Source organism: Arsenicicoccus sp. oral taxon 190 (genome assembly GCF_001189535.1).
Taxonomy (GTDB): domain Bacteria; phylum Actinomycetota; class Actinomycetes; order Actinomycetales; family Dermatophilaceae; genus Arsenicicoccus.
The window spans coordinates 2,852,185-2,873,837 of sequence record NZ_CP012070.1 but is presented as its reverse complement, the minus strand read 5'-3'; the positions used below and the strand labels follow the sequence as shown (position 1 = coordinate 2,873,837).

The window sequence follows — 21,653 nt, the reverse complement described above, 5'->3', positions numbered from 1 at the left end:
GCCCGGCGGGGCCAAGGTGTCCGGCATGAGCGACAACGACGACCTCGACGCCTCGCCCATGACGGGTGGCGACGCTGCCACCGGCGAGCAGGACACGCCGCTGCACCGCGCCATCGGGCCCGGGCTGATGCTGCTCTTCATCGTCGGTGACATCCTCGGCACCGGCGTCTACGCCCTGACGGGCAAGGTGGCCAAGGAGGTCGGCGGGGCGGTCTGGCTGCCCTTCCTGTGCGCCTTCGTCGTGGCCATGCTCACCGCGTTCAGCTACCTGGAGCTGGTCACGAAGTACCCGCGCGCCGGGGGAGCGGCGGTCTACACGCACAAGGCCTTCGGCATCCACTTCCTGACGTTCCTGGTGTGCTTCACCGTGATGTGCTCCGGCCTGACGTCGGCGTCCAGCGCGGCGCAGGCCTTCGCCGGCAACCTCAACCACGCCGCGCACCTCGGCTGGCAGTCGGGCGGGACGATGCTGCTGCTCGCGGCGCTCGGCTTCATGACCCTGGTCGCCGCCATCAACCTGCGGGGGGTGGGGGAGAGCGTCAAGGTCAACGTGGTCCTGACGCTGGTCGAGCTCTCCGGCCTGCTCATCATCATCGGCATCGGGCTGTGGGCGATCCTGCAGGGTAAGGGCGACGCGGGCACGCTGACGGACATCACCATCAAGGACGGCTCCACGGTCTTCACGGCCGTCACGGCGGGGACCGCGCTGGCCTTCTTCGCGATGGTCGGCTTCGAGGACTCGGTCAACATGGCCGAGGAGACCAAGGACCCGGTCCGCACCTTCCCCCGGATGATGCTCCTCGGCCTGTCGATCACCGGCGTCATCTACGTCCTCGTGGCGATCGCCTCGGTGACGCTGGTGCCGCCGGCGCAGCTCGGCGAGGGGGAGACGCCGCTGCTCAAGGTCGTGCAGGCGGGCGCGCCGGCCTTCCCGCTGTCGGTGTTCGCGATCATCACGATGTTCGCCGTGGCCAACTCCGCGCTGATCAACATGCTGATGGCCTCCCGGCTGCTCTACGGCATGGCGCACGAAGGTGTCCTGCCCGTGACGCTCGGCCGGATCCTGCCCCGGCGCCGCACCCCGTGGGTCGCGATCATCTTCACCACGGCGCTGGCCTTCGGGCTCATCTGGTTCGCCGACCTCAAGGCCCTCGGCGGGACCACGTCGCTGCTGCTGCTCGTCGTCTTCACCATCACCAACATCGCGGTGCTGGTGCTGCGCAAGGACCAGGTCGAGCACCGGCACTTCCGGGCCCCCACCGCGGTCCCGGTCATCGGCGCGGTCCTGTGCGCCTTCCTCGCCTCGCCGCTGTCCAAGCGGGACCCGGCCGACTACAAGGTCGCCGGGATCCTGCTCGTCGTCGGCGTCGCGCTGTGGGTGCTGCACTTCCTGTCCACGCGCCTCATCGGGTCGGGACGCAGCAACCGGCCCGAGCACGTCGAGGAGCTGGGCTCCTACCACGACGAGCTCAACAAGCAGCGCGAGGGTCGCCCCTGGTCCTGAGCGCCCGGGACCCCGCACCCAGCCGTATGCCGCGCCCCACGCTCCGAGCCCCGCGCTCCGAGTCCCGCGCTCCGAGCCCCGCTGCGCGCCCAACCGCCCACCGCCCTCGGCGGCATAGGGTGGACAGGTGAGTCCCGAGCGCCCCGACCCCGTCACCAAGCTGCCGGCCACCGCCTGCTCGCGGTCCTGGGAGGTTGCGGGTCACCCGGTGCACGGGACGGCCGCGCGGGCCGGGTTCTGGGTGGCCCTGGAGCAACCGGGGCCGTGGGGGCGGGACGCCTTCACCGAGTCCTGGCTGGACCCCGAGCTGGGCGTGCGGCTGCAGAGCGCGTGTGCCCAGGCCGGGGGTCGGCTGGTGCTGATCCGCTCGGTCTCGGACCACCGCACCCGCGACGACGGCGCGCCCCGGCAGGTCTTCCTCGCGGGGGACCTGGGTGGTGCGACCGGCGGGCCCTGGCTGGTCACCGGCGCCATCGTGGACCCGGCCGAGCTGCTGCGCCTGGACCTGCCGGCGCTGCTCGACGGAGGACCGGACGCGGTGCTCGCGGCGCTGCCGGGTCTGCGCCTGACCGACGCCGGCATCCTCCTGGTGTGCACCAACGGCAAGCGCGACGTGTGCTGCGCCGTCCGCGGCCGGCCGGTCGCGCTCGAGGGCTCACGACGCCGCCCGGGGCAGGTGTGGGAGTGCACCCACACCGGCGGTCACCGGTTCGCACCGACGGGGATCGCGCTGCCGAGCGGCCACACGATCGCCCGGCTCACCGGCGAGCTCGCGGTCGCGGTGGTCGACGCGGAGGCCCGCCGCGAGCTGTGCCCGGACACGCTGGACGCCGCCCACGACCGGGGCCGCAGCCACCTCGAGCTGCCGGTGCAGGCGGCCGAGGGGTGGGTCCGGGCACGCACCGGGGAGACGGCGCTCGAGGCGCTGGCCGGCAGCGTCGAGGCCGGCGACGAGTGGGAGGCCACGGTCCTGGTGGTGCACCGTGACGGCCGACGCTGGCGGCTGCGGGTGCACAAGGAGCTCACGGGGGAGCGGCTCTACGACAGCTGCGGCTCCGGGCCGGCCGACGCCCGGGCGTTCGTGGTGGACGAGCTGCCCTCCCGATGACCCGATGACCGACTCCGCCGGGGTCAGTCGTCAGTCCCGGGACGTCTGCACCACGTCGTCCAGCGAGTCGGGGTCGTAGTCGTCGTGGTCGACCACGATCCGCTCTCGCGTCGGACCCGTGTTGGGCGGCAGGTCGAAGAGCCCGTCACCCGTCCCCGCGGCGTCCGCCTGGGTGGGCGCCGCAGCGGCCGCCCCCACCGTCACCGACGCCGTCTCGGGCAGCGCGCCCCCGACCGCGGCGATGGGGGCCTTGGCCGGCAGGCCCGACCCGTCGCGCTTGCCGGTGGCCTCCGGCAGCGGCACGGCCACGCCGTTGGCCTGCGCGGCGCGCGCCGGCTGCGCCCCGACCCACGCCAGCACGAGCTGGTCCTGGCCGTGCAGGAACCGCTGGCAGCGGACGCCGCCGGTGCCGCGCCCCTTGCCGGGGTACTCCGCGAAGGGGGTCACCTTGAGCGACGGGACCTCGGTGCCGGGCAGCGCCCCCGCCGAGCCGGCACCGGTCACGACGACGACGTCCGCGGCGGGGTCGACCGCGCCGAACCACAGGGCAGACGCCTTGGCGGACAAGCGGATTCCCGCCATACCGCCCGCGGAGCGGCCCTGGGGGCGCACCACCGACGCCGGGAAGTGGAGCAGCTGCGCGTCCGTCGTGACGAAGCACAGCTCCTCGTCGCCGGTGCGCAGCTCGACCGCGCCCACCACCCGGTCACCCGGCTTGAGCGCGATCATCTCCCAGTCGCCGCGGTTGCCGGGGTAGTCCGTGGTGACTCGCTTGACGACGCCCTGCGCCGTCCCGAGCGCCAGCCCGCGCGAGTCCGCGGACAGCGACATGATCGTCAGCGGCACCTCCCCGGCCGCGAGCTCGACGTATGCCGCCACCGGCGCCCCGCCCGACAACGACGGCGCGCCGTTGGTCGGCGGGAGGCTCGGCAGGTCCAGCGCCGAGAGGCGGACCACGCGACCCGCCGACGTGACGAGGCCGAAGTCGCCCCGGGCCGTCGTCGGCACGACCCCCACGACGGCGTCGTGCTTGGCCCGCCCGCCCTCGTTGGACAGGGGTGAGCCGTCGGAGGTGCGGGCGAGCAGCCCGGTGGAGGACAGCAGCACGTGGCAGGGGTCGTCGGCCACCTCGAGCGGGCTCGCCGCGGTGCTCGCCGCGACGCCGGAGGACTCGAGCAGCACGGTCCGGCGCGGCGTGCCGTGCGCCTTGGCCATGTCGGCGAGCTCGGTCGAGACCAGCCGCAGCAGCAGCGACTCGTCCGCGAGCAGCTCGCGCAGCTCGGCGATCTCGCGCTGCAGCTCGTCGCGCTCCTTCTCCAGCTCGATCTGCGAGAACTTCGTCAGCCGCCGGAGCTGAAGGTCGAGGATGTAGGTCGCCTGCGCCTCGGACAGGTCGAAGACCTGCATCAGCCGCTCGCGGGCGATCCCGGCGTCGTCGGAGGACCGGACGATCTGGATGACCTCGTCGATGTCGAGGATCGCGACCAGCAGCCCCTCGACGAGGTGCAGGCGCTCCTCCTTCTTGCCGAGCCGGTACTGCGAGCGACGGCGCACCACGTCGGTGCGGAAGTCGACGTAGACCCGCAGCAGGTCCTTGAGCCCGAGGGTCTGCGGCTGGCCGTTGACCAGCGCCACGTTGTTGATGCCGAAGGAGTCCTCCATCGGCGTCAGCTTGTAGAGCTGCTCCAGGACCGCGTCGGGGTTGAAGCCGTTCTTGACCTCGATGACCAGCCGCAGCCCGTGCTTGCGGTCGGTCAGGTCCTTGAAGTCCGAGATGCCCTGGAGCTTCTTGGACTGCACCAGGTCCTTGATCTTGTCGCGGACCTTCTCCGGGCCGACGAGGTAGGGCAGCTCGGTGACGACGATGCCCTTCTTGCGGGGCGTGACGTTCTCGATCCGCGCGGTCGCGCGGGTCTTGAAGCTGCCGCGCCCGGTCAGGTAGGCGTCTCGGATCCCCTCGAGCCCCACGATCCTGCCGCCGCAGGGCAGGTCCGGCCCCGGCACGAACTTCATCAGGTCGTCCAGCGAGCAGTCCGGGTGCGCGATCAGGTGGCGGGCGGCCCCGATCACCTCCACGAGGTTGTGCGGCGGCATGTTGGTCGCCATACCGACCGCGATGCCGGAGGCGCCGTTGACGAGGAGGTTGGGGAACGCTGCGGGCAGCACCCCAGGCTGGGTGAGCTGGTCGTCGTAGTTGGGGACGAAGTCCACGGTGTCCTCGTCGAGGCTCGCGAGCATGGCCAGCGCCGCCGGCGCCATCCGGGCCTCGGTGTAGCGGCTCGCGGCCGGTCCGTCGTCGAGCGAGCCGAAGTTGCCGTGGCCGTCGACCAGCGGCAGCCGCATCGTGAAGGGCTGCGCCATCCGGACCAGGGCGTCATAGATCGCGCCGTCCCCGTGGGGGTGGTACTTGCCCATGACCTCGCCGACGATGCGGGAGGACTTGACGTGGCCACGCTCGGGCCGCAGACCGAGCTCGTGCATGCCGTAGAGGATGCGCCGCTGCACCGGCTTGAGCCCGTCGCGGGCGTCCGGCAGGGCGCGGCTGAAGATGACCGAGTAGGAGTACTCCAGGAAGGCCTGCTGCATCTCGTCGGACACGTCGATGTCGATGATGTTCTCGACGAAGTCCTCGTCCAGGGTGGGTGGGGTGGTGCGGCGTGCCATCGCTCTCCTCGTGCGGCGTCGATCCGCTCCATCCTGCCCCCTCACCCCTGATCAGCCCGTATGGCGCGCCGGGCCGCCGCTCGTCGGCCACGCCGGGCAAAAGTCGGTTGAGGCGCCACCGTGCGCCCCGCCACGATCACGACATGACGCCGATCCCTGACGAGCGGGCTGCCCTCGACGACCTCGCGTCCCTGCCGGGCCTGACCTGGCGGCGCGCCACCCGGGACGACCTCACGAGCCTGGCGGAGCTGAGGCAGGCCTCGGAGCGCTTCGACGCCAGCCCGGAGCGCACGACCGTGGCGGAGCTGACGGACTACTGGGACTCCGAGCGGTCCGTGCCGACCGAGGACCTCCTCCTCGTCCATGACGAGGACGGCACCCTCGTGGCATCCGGCTGGTCGGGCTGCAACCGCTCCCTCGTCGAGAGCCGGCGGGTGCACCTCGGCGGCACGGTCCACCCCGACCACCGGGGTCGCGGGATCGGCTCGGCCGTGCTGCGCTGGGAGCTCGCGCACGGGCAGGCGTGGGACGCCGCGACGCGCCAGGACGGCTACGGGCCGTTGGTCATGCGGGCCCACGGGACGGCGCAGCAGGAGGACCTCGCGGCCTTCCTGGCCCGCCACGACCTGTGGCCGGTGCGTTGGTTCGTGGAGATGGAGCGACGCCTGGACGGGCCGGTCCCGGCGACCACGGCGGACGGCATACGGCTCGTGGACTGGGACCCGGCGCGGTCAGAGGAGGTGCGGGTGTGCCTCGACACCGGCTTCCGGGATCACTGGGGGTTCGCGGGCATCAGCCCGCAGATGTGGCACGACCAGGTGACCGGGCACGCCTTCCGCCCCGGGTGGACGGTCCTCGCCGTGGACGCCACGGACCGGGTCGTGGGGGTCGCGACGGGCGCGGCCTACGAGCAGGACTGGGCCGAGCAGGGTTTCACCCAGGGCTGGACCGACCAGCTGACCGTGCTGCGGGAGCACCGTGGCCGCGGGGTGGCGACCGCGCTGCTGCACGAGCAGATGCGCAGGTTCGCGGCGGACGGGATCCAGACCGCGGGCCTCGGGGTGGACTCGTCCAGCCTCACCGGGGCGCTCCGGCTCTACGAGGGCCTGGGTTACGAGGCGGTCCTGCGGACGGTGGCCTTCGAGCACGGGGCCGCGCCGGGTCGGTGAGCGGCGACGGCCGCCGGGCAGGCCGGAGCCCGGTGCGCCAAGGGGACGCGCACCGGGCTCCGGTGGTGCTGCTCGGACGCTGCCTACAGCAGGTCGAGCATGATCGGGTCGGCCAGGTCGAGGACGGCCTGGCGGGCCTTCTTGGCGGACTTGGCCTTGAGCGCCGCCGTCGCCATGCGCTGGCAGGTGCCCAGCTCGTGCAGGCTCAGTGCGGTGCGCACCGCACCCAGCTTGGGCGGGGCCATCGACAGCGAGGAGACCCCGAGGCCGACGAGCACGAGCGCCAGCAGCGGGTCGCCGCCGGCCTCGCCGCAGACGCCGATCGGCTTGCCGGTGGCGCGGCCGCCCTCGCAGGCCATCTGGACGAGGTCCAGCAGCGGCGGCTGCCAGGGCGACAGGAGCGGGGCGAGGGAGCCCTGCATCCGGTCGGCGGCCATGGTGTACTGCGACAGGTCGTTGGTCCCGAGCGAGGCGAAGTCGCAGACGTCCAGGATGTCCTTGGCGCGGATCGCGGCTCCGGGCACCTCGATCATGGTGCCGCCCTTGGGCAGCCCCACGGCCTTGACCTGCTGGTGGAACCACCGCGCCTCGTCCCGGGTCGCCACCATCGGCGCCATGACCCGCACGTCCGCGCCGGTCGCCTGGTAGGCGGCGGCGAGGGCCTGCAGCTGGGTGTCGAGCAGGTCGCGGCGGACCTGCTGCAGCCGCAGGCCGCGGACCCCGAGGGCGGGGTTCTCCTCCTCGCCGAGGTCGGCGAAGGCGAGCGGCTTGTCGGCCCCGGCGTCGAGGGTGCGGACCACGACCCGGCGGCTGCCGAAGGCCTGGAACACCCGCGTGTAGGTCTCGGTCTGCTCCTCGAGGCTCGGCGCGTCCTCCCGGTCCAGGAAGAGGAACTCGGTGCGGAAGAGACCCACGCCCTCGCAGTCGGCCCGGCCGGCCTTCTCCGCGTCGTCGGCGGTGCCGATGTTGGCGAGCAGCGCGACCTTGGTGCCGTCCTTGGTGACGCCCACCCCGGAGACGTTGGCGAGGGCTGCCGCCCGGCGCCGGGAGCGCTCGGCGAGCTGCTCGCGCTCGTCGTCGGTGGGGTTGACGATGACCTCACCGACGCCGCCGTCGAGGGCGACGGTCGTCCCGGCGGGGATGTCCAGCGCACCGGCCGTCTGCACGACTGCGGGGATCCCCAGCTGCGCCGCCAGGATGGCGGTGTGGCTGGTCGGGCCGCCGGCCGCGGTGACGATGCCGAGGACCTTCTGGACGTCCAGGGTGGCGGTCTCGGCGGGCGCGAGGTCGAGGGCGACGAGCACGCTCGGCTCCGCGAACTCCGGCACGCCGGGCTCGGGCTGGCCGAGCAGGCGGGCGACGGTGCGGTCGCGGACGTCGCGCAGGTCGGTGACGCGCTCGGCCATGTAGCCACCGAGCGACTCGAACATCACGCAGAACTCCTCGACGGCGTTCGCGACGGCGTTGGCCGGGCCCTTGCCGGCGTCGAGCTGCTTGTCGATCCCCCCGGCGAGGCCGGGGTCGCGGGCCATCATGACGGTGGCCTGCAGGATCGTGGCGGCCTTGGGGTCGGCCTTGGCGGCGCGGCCCTCCAGACCGGTGGCGACCTGCTCCATCACCTCGCGGACGCGGGACTTGGCGGCCTCGGCGTCGGTGGTGGCCGGCTCGTCGGCGGGCGCGGTGGGGGCGGGCCGGACCTGCACGACAGGTCCGGCCGCCGTGCCCACGCTCACGCCGATGCCGCTGAGCTGCAGGTGGGTGGCGTCAGTCATGTCGGGTCACTCGTTGTCGAGGTCACGCGACAGCAGCGCCACCAGCTCGTCGAGCTTGGCGTCGGCGCCGTCGCCCTCGGCGGCCAGGGTCACGACGTCGCCGTGCTTGGCGCCCAGGGCCATGACGGCCAGGATGCTGCGCGCGTCCACCGGGTCGCCGCCCTCCTTGGCGATCGTGACCGGCAGGCCGGTGGCGGTCGCCGCCTGCACGAACATCGACGCGGGGCGGGCGTGCAGGCCGACGGAGGAGGCGATGGTGACGTTCTTGGAGGCCATGGAGATCAATCCTTTGCTGTGTGGGTGGCTTTCACCGTATGACGGAAGCGGGGCCGCCGCCCGACGGGGTTGGGGGAGGGACAGGGTCGTTCAGATGGTGGACTCGGCCGTGGCCGAGGGGGTCTCGGCCGCGCGCCGGGACCGGTCGCTGCCCTTGAGCACGATCACGAGCAGGCCGGTGACGACCGCGCCGACGATCACCGAGAGCAGGAACATCACCGGGTTGGTGATCAGCGGGGTCACCCACAGGCCGCCGTGCGGGGCGCGGCTGCCGGAGCCGAAGGCCATGATCAGGGCGCCCGCGATGCCGGAGCCGACCATGGACGACAGGATGACGCGCCACGGGTCGGCGGCGGCGAAGGGGATGGCGCCCTCGGAGATGAAGGACGCCCCGAGCAGCCAGGAGGCCTTGCCGTTCTCCTGCTCGGCCTTGGTGAAGAGGCGCGGCCGCAGCGCGGTGGCCAGGGCCATGCCCCACGGCGCGACCATGCCGGCGCCCATGACGGCGGCCATGATCTTGAGCTGGGGTGCGTCGGTCGCCCCGGCGGCCACGGCGGACAGCCCGGTGGTGCCGAAGGTGTAGGCCACCTTGTTGACGGGACCGCCCAGGTCGAAGCCCATCATCAGCCCGAGGATCAGCCCGAGCAGGATGGCGTTGGAGCCGGACATGCTCGTCAGGCCGCTGCTGAGCGCGTCCATCAGCCCCTTGATCGGCCGACCGAGCAGCAGGATCATCGCGCCGGCGGTGATGAAGGTCGACAGCAGCGGGATGACCACCACCGGCATGACCCCGCGGACGCCCTTGTGGACCTTCCAGCCGGAGATCCACCGCGCCACGAAGCCAGCGAGGAAACCGGTCACGATGCCGCCGAGGAAGCCGGCGCCCATCGTGTTGGCGATGAAGCCGCCGACGATGCCGGGGACCAGGCCCGGCCGGTCGGCGATGCCGTAGGCGATGAACCCGGACAGGATCGGGACCAGGAAGCCGAAGGCGGCCGCGCCGATGAGGAAGAGCAGCGCCGCCCAGTGCATCCCGTTGCCGGGGTTGAAGGCGTTCTGCAGGACCGTGACCTTGTCGGTGGCTCCCGCCGGGTTGAGGGTGTACATCGACGTGACGTCGATCGCTCCCTGCTTGCCGCCGAAGACCTGGGCGAGCATGAACCCGAGCGCGATCATGATGCCGCCCGCCGCGACGAACGGGATCATGTAGGACACGCCCGTCATCAGCCACTGGCGGATCTTGGTGCCGGTGCCGACGCGGTCGGCCTCGCGGGCCGAGGTGGCCCCGGCGGCGGTCGTCGTCGCGGCAGTCGTCGTCGCTGCGGTCGTCGTCGCGGCCGAGCCTGCCCGGCCGCGCTCGGCGACCAGGCGCTCGATCTCGGCGATCAGGGCGGGGGAGTCGGACACGGCCCGCTTCACGCCCACGTCCACCGTGGGCTTGCCGGCGAACCGGCCGGCGTCCTTGACCTCGAGGTCGTGGGCGAAGATCACGCCGTCGGCCGCGTCGATGACCGACTGGTCGAGCGGCTCGGACCCGGCGGACCCCTGGGTCTCCACGGTCATCGTGTGACCGGCGTCCTTCGCGGCCTGCTCGAGGCCCTCGGCGGCCATGTAGGTGTGGGCGATGCCGGTGGGGCAGCTGGTGACCCCGACGAGCGCGAGCCCGCGCCGCCCGGCCTCACCGGCGGGGGAGGCGGCGGCCCCGGAGGCAGCGGCCGACGGCATACGCTCCTGCTCGATCGCCGCGACGACCTGCGCGATCAGCTCCGGCGCGCTGGAGACGGCCTTCTTGACGCCCACGTCCACGGTCGGCTTGCCGGCGAAGCGCCCGGCGTCCTTGACCTCGAGGTCGTGGGCGAAGACCACGCCGTCGGCCGCTGCGATGACCGCGGGGTCCAGCGGCTCGGAGCCCGCCGAGCCCTGGGTCTCCACGACCATGTCGTGGCCGGCGTCGCGGGCGGCCTGCTCGAGCGCCTCGGCCGCCATGTAGGTGTGCGCGATGCCGGTGGGGCAGCTCGTGACACCGACGAGCTTCACTGCTCCACCTCGGACCGAACGATCTGGACGACCTCGGCCGGCGTGGCGGCGTTGCGCAGGGACTCCTTGAACTCCGCGCGCATCAGCTTGCGGGCCAGCATGGCGAGGATCTTCAGGTGGTCCTCGCCGCCGCCCTCGGGCGCCGCGATGAGGAAGACGAGCGTGGCGGGCCCGTCCTCCGAGCCCCAGTCGATGCCCTCGCGGGAGCGGCCGAAGACCAGCGACGGCTCAGTGACGTGGGCGGAGCGGCAGTGGGGGATCGCGATGCCGCCGGGGAGCCCCGTCGCCATCTGCTCCTCGCGCTTGCGGACGTCGTCGAGGAAGCCCTCGAGGTCGGTGACCCGGCCCTCGGCGACGAGGGTCTCGGCCAGCGCGCGGGTGGCGGCGGTGCGGTCGGCGGCGTGGAGGTCGAGGACGACCTGCTTGTCGGTGATGAGCGACATGTCTTCTCCTTGGATGGGTGCCGGCCTGGCGGTGACGGGATCAGGCCGGCGGGTGGTCACAGGGGCAGGTCCAGGTCGACCGGGTCGACGACCTCGACGTCGATCTTGGCAACATCGGCGGGAGTCGGCACCTCGGTGCCCGGCAGGCAGACCGCCGCGGACCCGAAGGCCACGCCGGTCCGCAGGGCCGTCGCGGGGTCCGCGCCGTGGGTCAGGGCGTGCAGGTAGCCGGCGAGCAGCGAGTCGCCGGCACCGACCGTGGACAGCGGGTCGGTGATGGTGGCGCGGGCGTGCGCGACCTGGTCGGCGGTCACGAGCACGGCGCCCTTGCCGCCGAGACTCACCACGACGCAGCCCACGCCCCCGGCGATGAGGGTGCGGCAGGCCTCCACGACGTCGCCGAGGGTGGCCAGGCGGCGGCCGACGAGCTCCTCGAGCTCCTCGTCGTTGGGCTTGATCAGGTCGGGCCCGGCGGCGACGGCGGCCGCCATGGGGGCGCCGCTGGAGTCGATGGCGACCTTGGCGCCGACCGCGTGGCCGCGGCGGACCAGGTCGGCGTAGAAGGAGCCGTCCAGGCCGGGCGGCAGCGAGCCGCAGCCGATCAGCCACTCCAGCCCCTGCGCGGCCGCGCGGTCGACCGCCGCCAGCAGCGCGGCGACCTCGTCGGCGGACATGCGGGGGCCCTGCTCGTTGACCTTGGTGGTGGTGCCGTCGGGCTCGACGATGCCGACGTTGGCCCGGATCGCCTGGGAGATGCGGACCGTCTCCACGGGCAGCGCGATCGCGCGCAGCAGGTCCTCCATGACCTGGCCCTGGGGGCCGCCGACGGGCAGGACGGCCACGGTGTCGGTGCCGTTGACGGCCAGCGCCCGCGAGACGTTGATGCCCTTGCCGCCCGGGTCCATGCGGGAGTCGGTGGCGCGCTGCACCACGCCGCGGGTCAGCGTGGCGACCGCGATGGTGCGGTCGACGCTGGGGTTGGGGGTCAGGGTGAGGATCATGCGCGGACCACCTCCGGGCCGAGGGCTGAGAAGTCTGCTGCGGTCTCGGGGTCGAGGCCGCTGTCGGTGACGACGGTGTCGATGTCGCTGAGGGTCCCGAAGCGCGAGAAGTGGGCGACGCCGATCTTGGTGTGGTCGGCCAGCACGACGACCCGCTGCGCCACGGCGATCATGGCCCGCTTGACCGCGGCCTCGGAGGGGTCGGGGGTCGTCAGCCCCTCGTCGACGGTCAGGCCGTTGGTGCCGATGAAGGCGGTGTCCACGTGGATGTCGCGCAGGGCGTCCACGGACCAGGCGCCGACGGCGGCGAGCGTCTTGGCGCGCACCCGGCCGCCGAGCAGGTAGAGGGCGACGTCCTCGCGGGAGCTCAGCGCCTGCGCGACGGACAGCGAGTTGGTGACCACCGTCAGCTCGCCGCCCGCGGGCAGCAGGTGCGCGAGGGCGAGGGTGGAGGTGCCGGCGTCCAGCAGGATGCTGCCGCTCTCGGGGATCAGCTCGCGGGCCTGCTGCGCGATGGCGGACTTCTCCGCGGTGCGCTGCTCGGAGCGCATCTGGGTGGTGGGCTCGAAGGCGAGCTTCTCGACCGCGATGGCGCCCCCGTGCACGCGCCGCACCAGGCCGTGGCGCTCCAGGACCGTCAGGTCGCGGCGGATGGTCTCCGGCGTGACGTCGAGCTCGTCGGCCAGGGCCGCGACCTCGACGCGGGACTGGGACCGAGCCCGCTCCACGATGAGCTGGTGACGCTCGTGCTGGTGCACTGGCCTCTCCTTCGACGGCGCCGTGCGAGGTCGCATCGGCGAGACGTCGTCAGCCTAGACCCGCTTGTGTCCGTTTGGCTAGAGGCAACCGGAGAAAACCACGTCCCATCGGACATTGCGCCGGTTCGCGTGTCTGATCAGACATCGTCGCGGCGGCAGCATGTGGGAATCAGCACGAGGCCGCAGGCGGAGGATCAGGACGGGAAGGGCCGCCCGAAGGCCCCCAGGTGCGCCATCTCGGTCAGAGGACGCCGGCCCCGGCTCGCGCTGCCCCGCAGGCCCCGGTCGCCGTCGGGGGCCGGGTGCCCGAGCGCGAGCAGGGCGACCAGTCGCCGGTCGGCCGGTATGCCGAAGGCCTCCCGCACCGCGTCGTGCCGGTCCGGCGGGACCCCGCAAAGCAGTCCTGCGAGCCCCTCGTCGTGGACGGACAGCAGGGCGAGCAGGGCCGCCATACCGGCATCGACGTCCCAGTAGGGGATCGGCCACCGACCCGGGTCCCGGTCCACCCACCCCTTGTCCGGCTCGGCGTACCGGGCCAGGTAGCGCTGCGGGTCGCTGCAGACGAGCACCAGCGCCGGGGCGGTCATCACCCCGCGCAGCCACGCGTCCGGCGGACCGGGTCGCCGCGTCGTGCCCCAATAACGCTGCACGTCGGCGGGATCCATCAGCACGACGAAGTCCCAGCCCTGGGCGAAACCGGCGCTCGGCGCCCGGGTCGCGGCCTGCAGCGCGCGGCGCACCACGGCGACGTCCACCGGTCGGTCCGGGTCGAAGCGTCGGTGCATCCGGCGCGTGCTCACGAGGGTCCGGTGTTCCATGCACCGAGCGTGACATAGTGGCGGGAAACCGACGGTGCCCCAACCTGGGTGCCACCTGGGGCGTCTACGACACATGACGACCGTCTCGCTGGCCCTCGACGCCCCCTTCACGTGGGGAGAGAGGACCGTGTCGCGCACGCAGGCGACCTCGGCTGAGGACACGGTCCGGGAGATCTACCGTGCCCACTACGGCATGCTCGCGGGCTGGGCCACCAAGCTCGTCGGCGACCCCGACCTCGCGCACGACTTCGCCACCGAGGCCTTCGTCAAGCTGCTGCGCAACCTCGACTCGGTCAACGAGCCGCGGCCCTGGCTCTACACCGCGACGGCCAACCTGGTCCGCGACCACTGGCGCAAGCGGGGCCGGGAGGCCATCGCCTACGAGAAGCTCCAGGGCGGCGCCGACCCCGAGCCGACCGACCACGCGACCGTGATGACCGTCCGCGACGCGGTCCAGGCGCTCCCCGACCGGCTGCGCATGGCGGTCATGCTGCACTACTTCGCCGACCTGCCGGTGGCCACGGTCGCCGACCAGCTCGGCAAGTCCCAGGGCGCCGTCAAGCGTGACCTGTACGACGCCCGAGCCAGACTCGCCTCGATGCTGGAGGGGACCCGATGAGCGATCACGACGACTTCGAGCCGCGTCAGCGGCCCGACGACCCGGTCGCCGACTTCTTCCGCGCCGAGCGCGCCTCCGTGACCCCGCAGACCGCGGACGAGCTGCGCTGGCGACGTATCGCCCGAGAGGGCCGCGCGGGGCGACGCGCGCCCCGGCGCTGGCACGGCGTCGCGGCCGGGGCGGCCGCGGCGGCGGTCGCCGCTGGGGTGATCCTGGCCCGTCAGGGGTTGGGGCTCGGCGCCGAGGCGCCGGCGGTGCCCGCGGGTCCGAGCGTGGTCGCGACGCGGGCCGCCGCGGTCGGGGCGCCGGTGCCCGCCGACTTCGACCTGGCGTCGGTGAGCGAGGCCCAGGCCGAGCCCGCCACGGTGCGCACGCTGCACGCCCTCGGCAGCGCGACCTGCGGCCCGCAGGGCTCCTGCCCGGTCCTCGCCAGCAGCCGCGACGCCGGCCGCACCTGGCGCGTGACCGCGGTCTTCCCCGACAACACCGTGCTCGACCCGGACGACGCGCTGGCCCGCCCGACGAGCCGCACCCTGTCCCGCGTGGTCTTCGCCGACGACATCCACGGCTGGGCCTTCGGCGGGGCGCTGCTCAGGACCGACGACGGCGGTCGCACCTGGGAGCGTGCCGGCCGTGCGGGCGAGGTGACCCTGGCCGTGGAGCCCTTCGCCGGGGAGGTCGCCATGGCCTCGGTCCGTGAGTGCGGGGCCGACACCTGCGGCGGCACCGTGTCCGTCAGCCAGGGCCCGGCGGACGCCGCGGCCCGCACGTCCGCCGTCCCGACCACCCGGGGCGACGCCCCTGTGCAGCGGGTCGCCCTCGGGTGGGACGACGCCGGGATCCTCGTCTCCGGCACCGTGCGCACCGACGGCGGGCCGGTCGCCATGCAGGCGGCCCGGGTCCAGGCCAACGGCGGGGTCACCCCGATCTCCGCCCTGCGCTCCGGGTGCCCCGGGTCCTTCGGGCTGCTGGTGGCACGGCCCGAGGGCGCCAAGCTCTTCGCCAGCTGCTTCAGCGGCGTGCGCGACACCGCGGACCTCGCGGTCATGTCCAGCGGGGACCGCGGCGACACCTGGGACTTCGCCTCCGTCGACCCCGCGCAGGGGTTGCCCGCGACGTCGCTGCTGGCCGCGGCGGACGACCAGCACCTGGTGGCGGCCTCGCCGACCTCCTACCTGCTGGTCGCCAGCGCCGACGGGGGAGCCACCTTCGCCAAGCCGCGCCAGGCTCCGGCGACGACCACGGGCTGGAGCGAGCTGCGCCACGGGTCCGGCGGCTTCGTTGCCGTCCCGCGGGGTCGCAGCGGCTTGTACTACCTCGGCAGCCACGACGGGATGCGGTGGACCAAGGTGCAGGTCGCCCAGTCCTCCTGACCGGTCGCGGCCGATCCCGGCGCCCCGCCGGGCCCGCGGCCGGGTGGCGTGGGATCCTTCCTCCATGAGCACGCACCGCGGCAGCCACGGACCCGGCCGGCTCGGGGTCTCCGACCCCACCTCCTGGGAGGCTGACGTCGTGCTGCGGGACGGCTCGGTGTGCCACCTGCGGCCGATCCGGCCCTCCGACCGCGCGCTGATCCAGGCGTTCCACGCCAAGCAGTCGCCGGAGTCGATCTACCTGCGCTTCTTCGCCCCGATCAAGGAGATCAGCGCCAAGGACCTGACGCGGTTCACCGAGGTAGACCAGGTCGACCGGGTGGCGCTGGTCGCGACCGTGCGCGACGACATCATCGGCATCGGTCGCTACGACGTCGTCGACCCGGGGGTCGCCGAGGTGGCCTTCAACATCTCCGACCACTACCAGGGCAAGGGGATCGGCTCGGTCCTGCTCGAGCACCTCGCCGCGATCGGCCAGGAGCTCGGCATCGAGGAGTTCGTCGCGGACGTGCTCCCGCAGAACCGCAAGATGATGAAGGTCTTCACCGACGCGGGCTACGAGGTCAAGCACCACTTCGACGACGGCGTCATCGCGGTGTCCTTCCAGATCCGCCCGACGGTCCGCTCGGAGATGGTGCGGCTGTCCCGCGAGCACCGGTCCGAGGCAGCGAGCATCAAGACGGTGCTCGAGCCCGACTCGGTCGTCGTGGTCGGCGCGAGCCCGCGCGTGGAGGCCCTCGGTCACCTGATCCTGGACAACCTGGTCCGCGGCGGCTTCGCCGGCAGGACGTATGCCGTGCACCCCACCGCCACCGAGGTGCTCGGCGTGCCGTGCCGGCCCACGGTGTCGGCGATCGGCGAACCCATCGACCTCGCAGTGGTGGCGGTCCCGGCGTCGGAGGTGCTCGGCGTCGTCGACGACTGCGCCGCCGCCGGGGTGAAGTCCCTCGTGGTGGCCTCCAACGGGTTCGCCGAGTCGGGGCCCGAGGGGCTGCGGCTGCAGCAGGAGCTGCGGGCCCGGGCGCACGCCAACGGGCTGCGGGTCGTGGGGCCCAACACCATCGGGGTGGCCAACAGCACGCTGCACCTCAACGCGACGGTGGCGCCGCGGCTGCCGCACCCGGGCCGGCTGGGGCTCTTCGCCCAGAGCGGTGCCCTCGGCGTGGCGGTGCTCGCGACCGCGGCTCGCCGCAACGTCGGGGTCTCCGTCTTCGCCTCGGCCGGCAACCGCGCGGACGTCTCCGGCAACGACCTCATGCAGTACTTCATCGACGACCCGCACACCGAGGCCGTCGGGATGCACCTGGAGTCGGTCGGCAACCCGCGCAAGTTCTCCCGCATCGCGCGACAGCTCGCGGCGTCCAAGCCGGTCATCGTGGTCAAGTCCGGCTACTCGGGCTACTCGGTGCCGCCCGGCCACACGGTGCGCCCGACGCAGGTCCCGCGGGCGGCCTTCGACGCGATGATGACCCAGGCCGGGGTGATGCGGGTGGAGAACGTCCACCAGCTCTTCGACGTGGCCGCCCTGGTCACCTCCCAGCCGCTGCCGGCGGGCCGTCGGGTCGGCATCGTCGGCAACGCCCACGCCCTCGGGGCGCTCACGGCCGACGCCTGCCTGGACCGCGGCCTGGTCGTCACCCACGGGCCGGTGTCGCTGGCGCCCGAGGCGTCGGCGCAGGAGTTCGCCGCCGCGCTGCACGCCGCCCTGGACGACGAGCAGGTCGACGCGGTGGTGACCTGCTTCATCCCGCCGCTGGTCACCGCGGACGAGTCGGTGGTCAGCACCGTCTCGGAGGTGGCCGCGCAGGCGACCAAACCGATCCTGAGCACCTTCCTCGGGATGCGCGGCGTGGCCGACCCCAGCGCCGGGCCGACCCTGGGCCACGGGGGCGTGCCGACATACCCGATGCCGGAGGACGCCGTGCTGGCCCTCGACAAGGTCAGCCGGTATGCCGCCTGGCGGGACACCGACAAGGGGGAGCGGGTCACCTACGAGGACATCGACCGCCACGCGGCCTTCGCCGTCATCGACCAGGTGCTGCAGGACGCCCCGGCCGGCCGCGCCCTGACCGACGACGAGGCCGGGCTGCTGCTGCGGGCCTACGGCGTGCCGGTGTGGCCGCGGGTGCGGGTGGCCTCGGCGGACGAGGCGGTCGCCGCGGCGGAGCGCCTCGGCCACCCCGTCATGATGAAGTCTGTGTCGCAGGTGCTGCGGCACTCCCCGGGGCTCGGGGCGCTGCGGCTGGACCTGGACGACGCCGAGGAGGTGCGGGAGGCCTTCGCGCACCTCACCGCGAGGTTCGGCTCGCTCGGCGACCCGGCCCTGGTGGTGCAGGCGATGGCGTCACCGGGCGTGGCGTGCGTGATCCGCTCGACGGAGGACACGCTCTTCGGGCCGGTGGTGAGCTTCTCCGTGGCGGGGCCCCCGACCGAGCTGCTCGAGGACGTCGCGCACCGCATCCCGCCGCTCACCGACCACGACGTGCACGAGCTCGTCACCTCGGTCAAGGCCTTCCCGCTGCTCGACGGTCACCGCGGCGCGGAGCCGGTCGACCTGCCCGCGCTGGAGGAGATCATCGGGCGCATCTCGGTGCTCGCCGACGACTTCCCCGAGGTGTCCGCCCTCGAGCTCAACCCGGTCCAGGCGAGCGCCGGCGGGGTGGAGGTCCTGGGGGCCGAGATCGCGGTCGCGAAGCCCGGGCTCAGGACCGACGCGGACCGCCGAGCCATGACGGCGTGAGGCCCACGGCGCGGGGCACGACCGCCGTCGCGAGCGGGGCCAGCAGCAGCACGGTGCCGCACGCCAGCAGCGGGGCCGCGACGACGTCGGCGAGGTAGTGGACGCCCCAGTACAACCGTGCCCACGCGTCCAGGAGCACCACGGGGACGCCGACGAGCAGCAGCCGACCCACCGGGTGGCCGCGGCGGTGGGCGATCAGCACGACCGTCGCCAGCAGGGCGGCCGCGAAGGCCACGTGCCCGCTCGGGAAGCTGTCCGGAGAGGTCTCCAGGGACATCGCATGCACGAGGTCGTGCGGCGGGCGGGGCCGGGCGATGAGCATCTTGGCCAGCGCCACCGACACCCACCCGACCCCGGTCAGGCCGAGCAGCAGCAGCGCCGTCTCGTGTCGGCGGCGCCACCACAGCAGCCCCGCGACGACCAGCAGCAGGACCGGGGCGACCTGGGGCCCGGTCGCCAGGTCGAAGAACCGGCCGATCGCGGTGCCCAGCAGGCTGCGGTGGGCGCCGAGCGCCTGGTCCAGGGCGAGCTCGCCGTCCGCGGCGGCGCCCCGCGCGGTGGCGAACCACCCGATCCCGAGCCCGACGGCCCACAGCAGGAGGCCGGGGACGACCCAGCGGGACAGCGGCGCGGCGGACCTGCGCGTGGCGACGGGCACAGACATGGGATCTCCTCGAGCGGGACGCAGCGCCCGTGCGGGCAGCCCGGACGATGGTGAGGCATCGCGCTGGGACGATGCTGGGAGATCGCTGGGCGCACGGTGGGCGCCTGGGGTGACGGGTGGGTCCGGCGCGGGCGTGCCGGAGCGGGCCGCGCACCGCGAGGTGGTGCCACAATGACGGCCATGCCTCGCACCACGCCGACCCCAGCCGATCTCCTCCCGCACCCGCTGCGTCGTGACATCGAGCGGGCCGGCTACTACCCGGCCCTGGTGGCCGACGTCGTGGCCGAGGCGGTCGCGGGGGAGGACGTCGTCGAGCACCTGGTGCATCAGGAGACCACCTTCGAGCAGGACGAGATCCTGCGCCACGTCACGGTGCTCGTGCTCACCCCGACCCGGCTGGTCGTCGGCCACGTCGACGACCACGTCGACCCCGCCTCCACCGCGGGCGTCCCCCGGACCGGGCGGGCGGCCGACCGCAGCCTGGACCGCAGCGACGCCGTCGTCACCGCCACCTCCGAGTCCGTCCCGCTGCGCAGCGTCCGCGGGGTGATGCTCACCCACGTCGTCGGGTCGGCCGCGGCATACCGGCCGGGGACCCTCGGGGGAGAGGTGACCGTGACGATCGGCTGGGGCGCGGTCAGCCGCGTCGACCTGCTGCCCGCCACCTGCGGGGACCAGAGCTGCGAGGCCGACCACGGCTACGACGGCACGGTGACCGGCGACGACATCGCGCTGCGGGTCAGCGCGGACGCGGACGGGCCCGAGGCGGTCGCCCGGGCCCGGGCCTTCACCCGTGCCCTGTCGCTGACGACGGGCCGCTGACCCGTGGGTGGTCGTCGGACCGCTGTGCTGGCGCGCGCCTACGCCGGGCTGGGGCTCGCCGACGTCCTGCCGGCGGTCGCCCGCTCGCTCGGCGTCGAGCTCGGGCCCCGCGAGGTGGGCCGTATGTCGCTGCCCCCGTCCCGGCGCGCCGTGGTCGTGCTGGTCGACGGGCTCGGCCGGAGGCTGCTCGAGGCCCGGCGGGGGCACGCGCCGTTCCTGCGGTCGGCCCTGGAGGGCTCGCCGGTGCTGCAGTCCGGCTTCCCGTCCACCACGGCCACCAGCATGGGGACCTTCGGCACCGGTCTGCCGCCGGGGGCGCACGGGCTGGTCGGCTACCAGGTCCTGGTGCCGGGGGAGGACCGCACCTTCAACGAGCTGGCCTGGGACGAGGGCGTCGACCCCTTCGCCTGGCAGCCGCACGAGACGGTCTTCCAGCGGTGCGCCGCGGCGGGGGTGTCCGTCACCCGCGTCGGGCCCCACTTCTTCGACGGCTCCGGGCTGACCAACGCCGCGCTGCGCGGCGGCGCCTTCCAGGGGGCCAAGGACCTCGACGCCCGGGTGGAGGTGGCGGCGCGCGCCGCCGGGGCCGCCGACCGGTCGCTGGTCTACCTCTACTGGGGCGACCTGGACAAGGTCGGGCACGTCCACGGCTGGCAGTCCCCGCAGTGGACCGCCGAGCTGGAGGCCGTCGACGCGCAGCTGGCCCGGCTCGCGACGCTGCTGCCCGACGACAGCGCGCTGCACGTGACCGCGGACCACGGGATGGTCGACATCCCGCTCGCGGACCGGCTGGACGTGGCGGTCGAGGCGGACCTGGCCGCCGACGTCCGCCACGTCGGCGGCGAGCCGCGGGCCCTGCAGCTCTACCTGGACGACCCGCGCCGGACGGCAGCCGTGACCGACCGGTGGTCGGCCCGCCTCGGGCAGGACGCGCTGGTGCTGACCCGCGAGGAGGTCGTGGAGCGAGGGTGGTTCGGCGCCGTCGAGCCGCGGGTGCTGCCGCGCATCGGCGACGTCGTCGTGGCCATGACCGGGTCGCTCGCGGTCGTCGACACCCGGGTGATGCGCCCCGAGCTCGTCGCGCTGCTCGGCGTCCACGGCTCCGTGACCGACCACGAGACCGCCATCCCCCTGCTCACCTACCCCGCGAGGAGCGCCCGATGACGGAGGCCGACCAGGCTCCCGCCCGCCCCAGCCCGGACCAGAACCCGCTCTTCGGCATCTGCCACCTCGCGCCCGCGGTCGGCCGGCTGCGCTTCCACGCCGGTCTGATGGGGGCCGGCAAGTCTGCGCTGGCCATCCAGGTGGGCTTCCACCGGCGCCAGGCCGGTCGCCCCGGCCTGATCTTCACCTCCTCCGACCGCGCCGGCAGCGCCACCCTGTCCTCGCGTCTCGGGATGTCCGTGTCGGCACGGGAGTTCACCGAAGACACGGACTTCGTCGCCACCATCGGGGAGGCGCTGCCGCCGCGCGGCTTCGTGATCGTGGACGAGGCGCAGTTCCTCACCCCCGAGCAGGTGGACGAGCTCGCGCTGCTCGTCGACCAGATGGCCGTCGACGTCGACTGCTTCGGGCTGCTCACGGCCTTCGACTCGCGCACCTTCCCCGGGTCGCAGCGGCTCGTGGAGCTGGCCGACGACATCCTCGACCTCGTCGAGGTGCTCTGCTGGTGCGGCCAGGCCGGGCGGGTCAACGCCCGCATCGAGGCGGGCACGGTGATCCGCTCCGGGGCCCAGGTGGCCGTCGGCGACCTCGGTGGCGGGGGCGCGGGAGCGACATACCGGGTGCTGTGCCGTCGGCACTGGCGCGAGGGAGACCCGGGGCCGGGACTGCCCGCCTAGCCGATCGTCCGCGCCGGGGACCTCCTCGGTCGCTCCGGACGTGC

18 protein-coding genes are annotated in these 21,653 nt (G+C 73.7%); 9 read left to right on the top strand and 9 right to left on the bottom strand.

Going from position 1 to position 21,653, the window contains the following annotated elements:
- Positions 1-25: 25 nt before the first annotated feature.
- Positions 26-1,504, top strand: a complete 1,479-nt coding sequence (locus tag ADJ73_RS13365; protein ID WP_050348673.1) for an APC family permease — start codon at positions 26-28, stop codon at positions 1,502-1,504.
- Between the two features lie 127 nt (positions 1,505-1,631).
- Positions 1,632-2,612: a sucrase ferredoxin gene (locus tag ADJ73_RS13360; RefSeq protein WP_050348672.1), complete on the top strand. Its 981-nt coding sequence runs from the start codon at positions 1,632-1,634 to the stop codon at positions 2,610-2,612.
- Between the two features lie 30 nt (positions 2,613-2,642).
- On the opposite strand, the gene ADJ73_RS13355 is transcribed toward ADJ73_RS13360, so the two are convergent.
- On the bottom strand, positions 2,643-5,276 hold the full coding sequence (locus ADJ73_RS13355; protein ID WP_050348671.1) for a DNA gyrase/topoisomerase IV subunit A: 2,634 nt from the start codon (positions 5,274-5,276) through the stop codon (positions 2,643-2,645).
- 143 nt (positions 5,277-5,419) lie between these two features.
- On the opposite strand from ADJ73_RS13355, the gene ADJ73_RS13350 reads away from it, so the two are divergent.
- A complete protein-coding gene (locus ADJ73_RS13350) occupies positions 5,420-6,445 on the top strand; it encodes a GNAT family N-acetyltransferase (protein ID WP_050348670.1) in 1,026 nt (341 codons plus the stop codon).
- Between the two features lie 83 nt (positions 6,446-6,528).
- Here the strand turns inward: ADJ73_RS13350 and ptsP are convergent, their stop codons facing one another.
- The 7 genes from ptsP to ADJ73_RS13315 form a co-directional block, all read right to left on the bottom strand.
- On the bottom strand, positions 6,529-8,217 hold the full coding sequence (ptsP, locus tag ADJ73_RS13345) for a phosphoenolpyruvate--protein phosphotransferase (RefSeq protein WP_050348669.1): 1,689 nt from the start codon (positions 8,215-8,217) through the stop codon (positions 6,529-6,531).
- 6 nt (positions 8,218-8,223) lie between these two features.
- Positions 8,224-8,493, bottom strand: a complete 270-nt coding sequence (locus ADJ73_RS13340; RefSeq protein ID WP_050348668.1) for an HPr family phosphocarrier protein — start codon at positions 8,491-8,493, stop codon at positions 8,224-8,226.
- A 90-nt stretch (positions 8,494-8,583) separates the two neighbouring features.
- Positions 8,584-10,530, bottom strand: a complete 1,947-nt coding sequence (locus ADJ73_RS13335) for a PTS fructose-like transporter subunit IIB (RefSeq protein ID WP_082177003.1) — start codon at positions 10,528-10,530, stop codon at positions 8,584-8,586.
- The gene (locus ADJ73_RS13330) at positions 10,527-10,973 is read right to left on the bottom strand and encodes a PTS sugar transporter subunit IIA (protein ID WP_050348667.1); all 447 of its coding nucleotides are present in this window, start codon (positions 10,971-10,973) and stop codon (positions 10,527-10,529) included. Before ADJ73_RS13330 ends, ADJ73_RS13335 begins: the two co-directional genes overlap by 4 nt.
- Positions 10,974-11,029: 56 nt before the next feature.
- Positions 11,030-11,974 (bottom strand): 1-phosphofructokinase, encoded by a 945-nt coding sequence (gene pfkB / locus ADJ73_RS13325; RefSeq protein WP_050348666.1) that lies wholly within the window; start codon positions 11,972-11,974, stop codon positions 11,030-11,032.
- Positions 11,971-12,732 carry a DeoR/GlpR family DNA-binding transcription regulator gene (locus ADJ73_RS13320; protein WP_050348665.1) on the bottom strand — a complete coding sequence of 254 codons (762 nt, stop codon included), beginning with the start codon at positions 12,730-12,732 and terminating at the stop codon, positions 11,971-11,973. The genes pfkB and ADJ73_RS13320 overlap by 4 nt, the downstream gene beginning before the upstream one ends.
- 194 nt (positions 12,733-12,926) lie before the next feature.
- Entirely contained in the window at positions 12,927-13,550 is a 624-nt protein-coding gene (locus ADJ73_RS13315) for a nitroreductase family protein (protein ID WP_050348664.1), read from the bottom strand.
- Between the two features lie 73 nt (positions 13,551-13,623).
- Here ADJ73_RS13315 and ADJ73_RS13310 point away from each other — a divergent pair, with 73 nt between their 5' ends.
- From ADJ73_RS13310 to ADJ73_RS13300, 3 genes are all read left to right on the top strand, one after another.
- Positions 13,624-14,169, top strand: a complete 546-nt coding sequence (locus tag ADJ73_RS13310; protein WP_082177002.1) for an RNA polymerase sigma factor — start codon at positions 13,624-13,626, stop codon at positions 14,167-14,169.
- Positions 14,166-15,542: a WD40/YVTN/BNR-like repeat-containing protein gene (locus tag ADJ73_RS13305; RefSeq protein WP_050348663.1), complete on the top strand. Its 1,377-nt coding sequence runs from the start codon at positions 14,166-14,168 to the stop codon at positions 15,540-15,542. Before ADJ73_RS13310 ends, ADJ73_RS13305 begins: the two co-directional genes overlap by 4 nt.
- Positions 15,543-15,606: 64 nt before the next feature.
- Positions 15,607-18,282 carry a bifunctional acetate--CoA ligase family protein/GNAT family N-acetyltransferase gene (locus ADJ73_RS13300; protein ID WP_050348662.1) on the top strand — a complete coding sequence of 892 codons (2,676 nt, stop codon included), beginning with the start codon at positions 15,607-15,609 and terminating at the stop codon, positions 18,280-18,282.
- Here the strand turns inward: ADJ73_RS13300 and ADJ73_RS13295 are convergent.
- Positions 18,245-18,946 (bottom strand): phosphatase PAP2 family protein, encoded by a 702-nt coding sequence (locus ADJ73_RS13295; protein WP_050348661.1) that lies wholly within the window; start codon positions 18,944-18,946, stop codon positions 18,245-18,247. The two genes, ADJ73_RS13300 and ADJ73_RS13295, sit on opposite strands and share 38 nt — an antisense overlap.
- A 171-nt stretch (positions 18,947-19,117) precedes the next feature.
- Between ADJ73_RS13295 and ADJ73_RS13290 the strand changes: the two genes are divergently transcribed.
- From ADJ73_RS13290 to ADJ73_RS13280, 3 genes are read left to right on the top strand one after another with little or no spacing between them, the layout of a single operon-like run.
- Positions 19,118-19,768, top strand: coding sequence for a DUF5998 family protein (locus ADJ73_RS13290; RefSeq protein ID WP_050348660.1), 651 nt, complete (start codon positions 19,118-19,120; stop codon positions 19,766-19,768).
- 3 nt (positions 19,769-19,771) lie between these two features.
- Positions 19,772-20,932 carry an alkaline phosphatase family protein gene (locus ADJ73_RS13285; RefSeq protein WP_253272581.1) on the top strand — a complete coding sequence of 387 codons (1,161 nt, stop codon included), beginning with the start codon at positions 19,772-19,774 and terminating at the stop codon, positions 20,930-20,932.
- The gene (locus ADJ73_RS13280) at positions 20,929-21,609 is read left to right on the top strand and encodes a thymidine kinase (RefSeq protein ID WP_082177001.1); all 681 of its coding nucleotides are present in this window, start codon (positions 20,929-20,931) and stop codon (positions 21,607-21,609) included. The genes ADJ73_RS13285 and ADJ73_RS13280 overlap by 4 nt, the downstream gene beginning before the upstream one ends.
- The last annotated feature ends 44 nt before the right edge of the window (positions 21,610-21,653 follow it).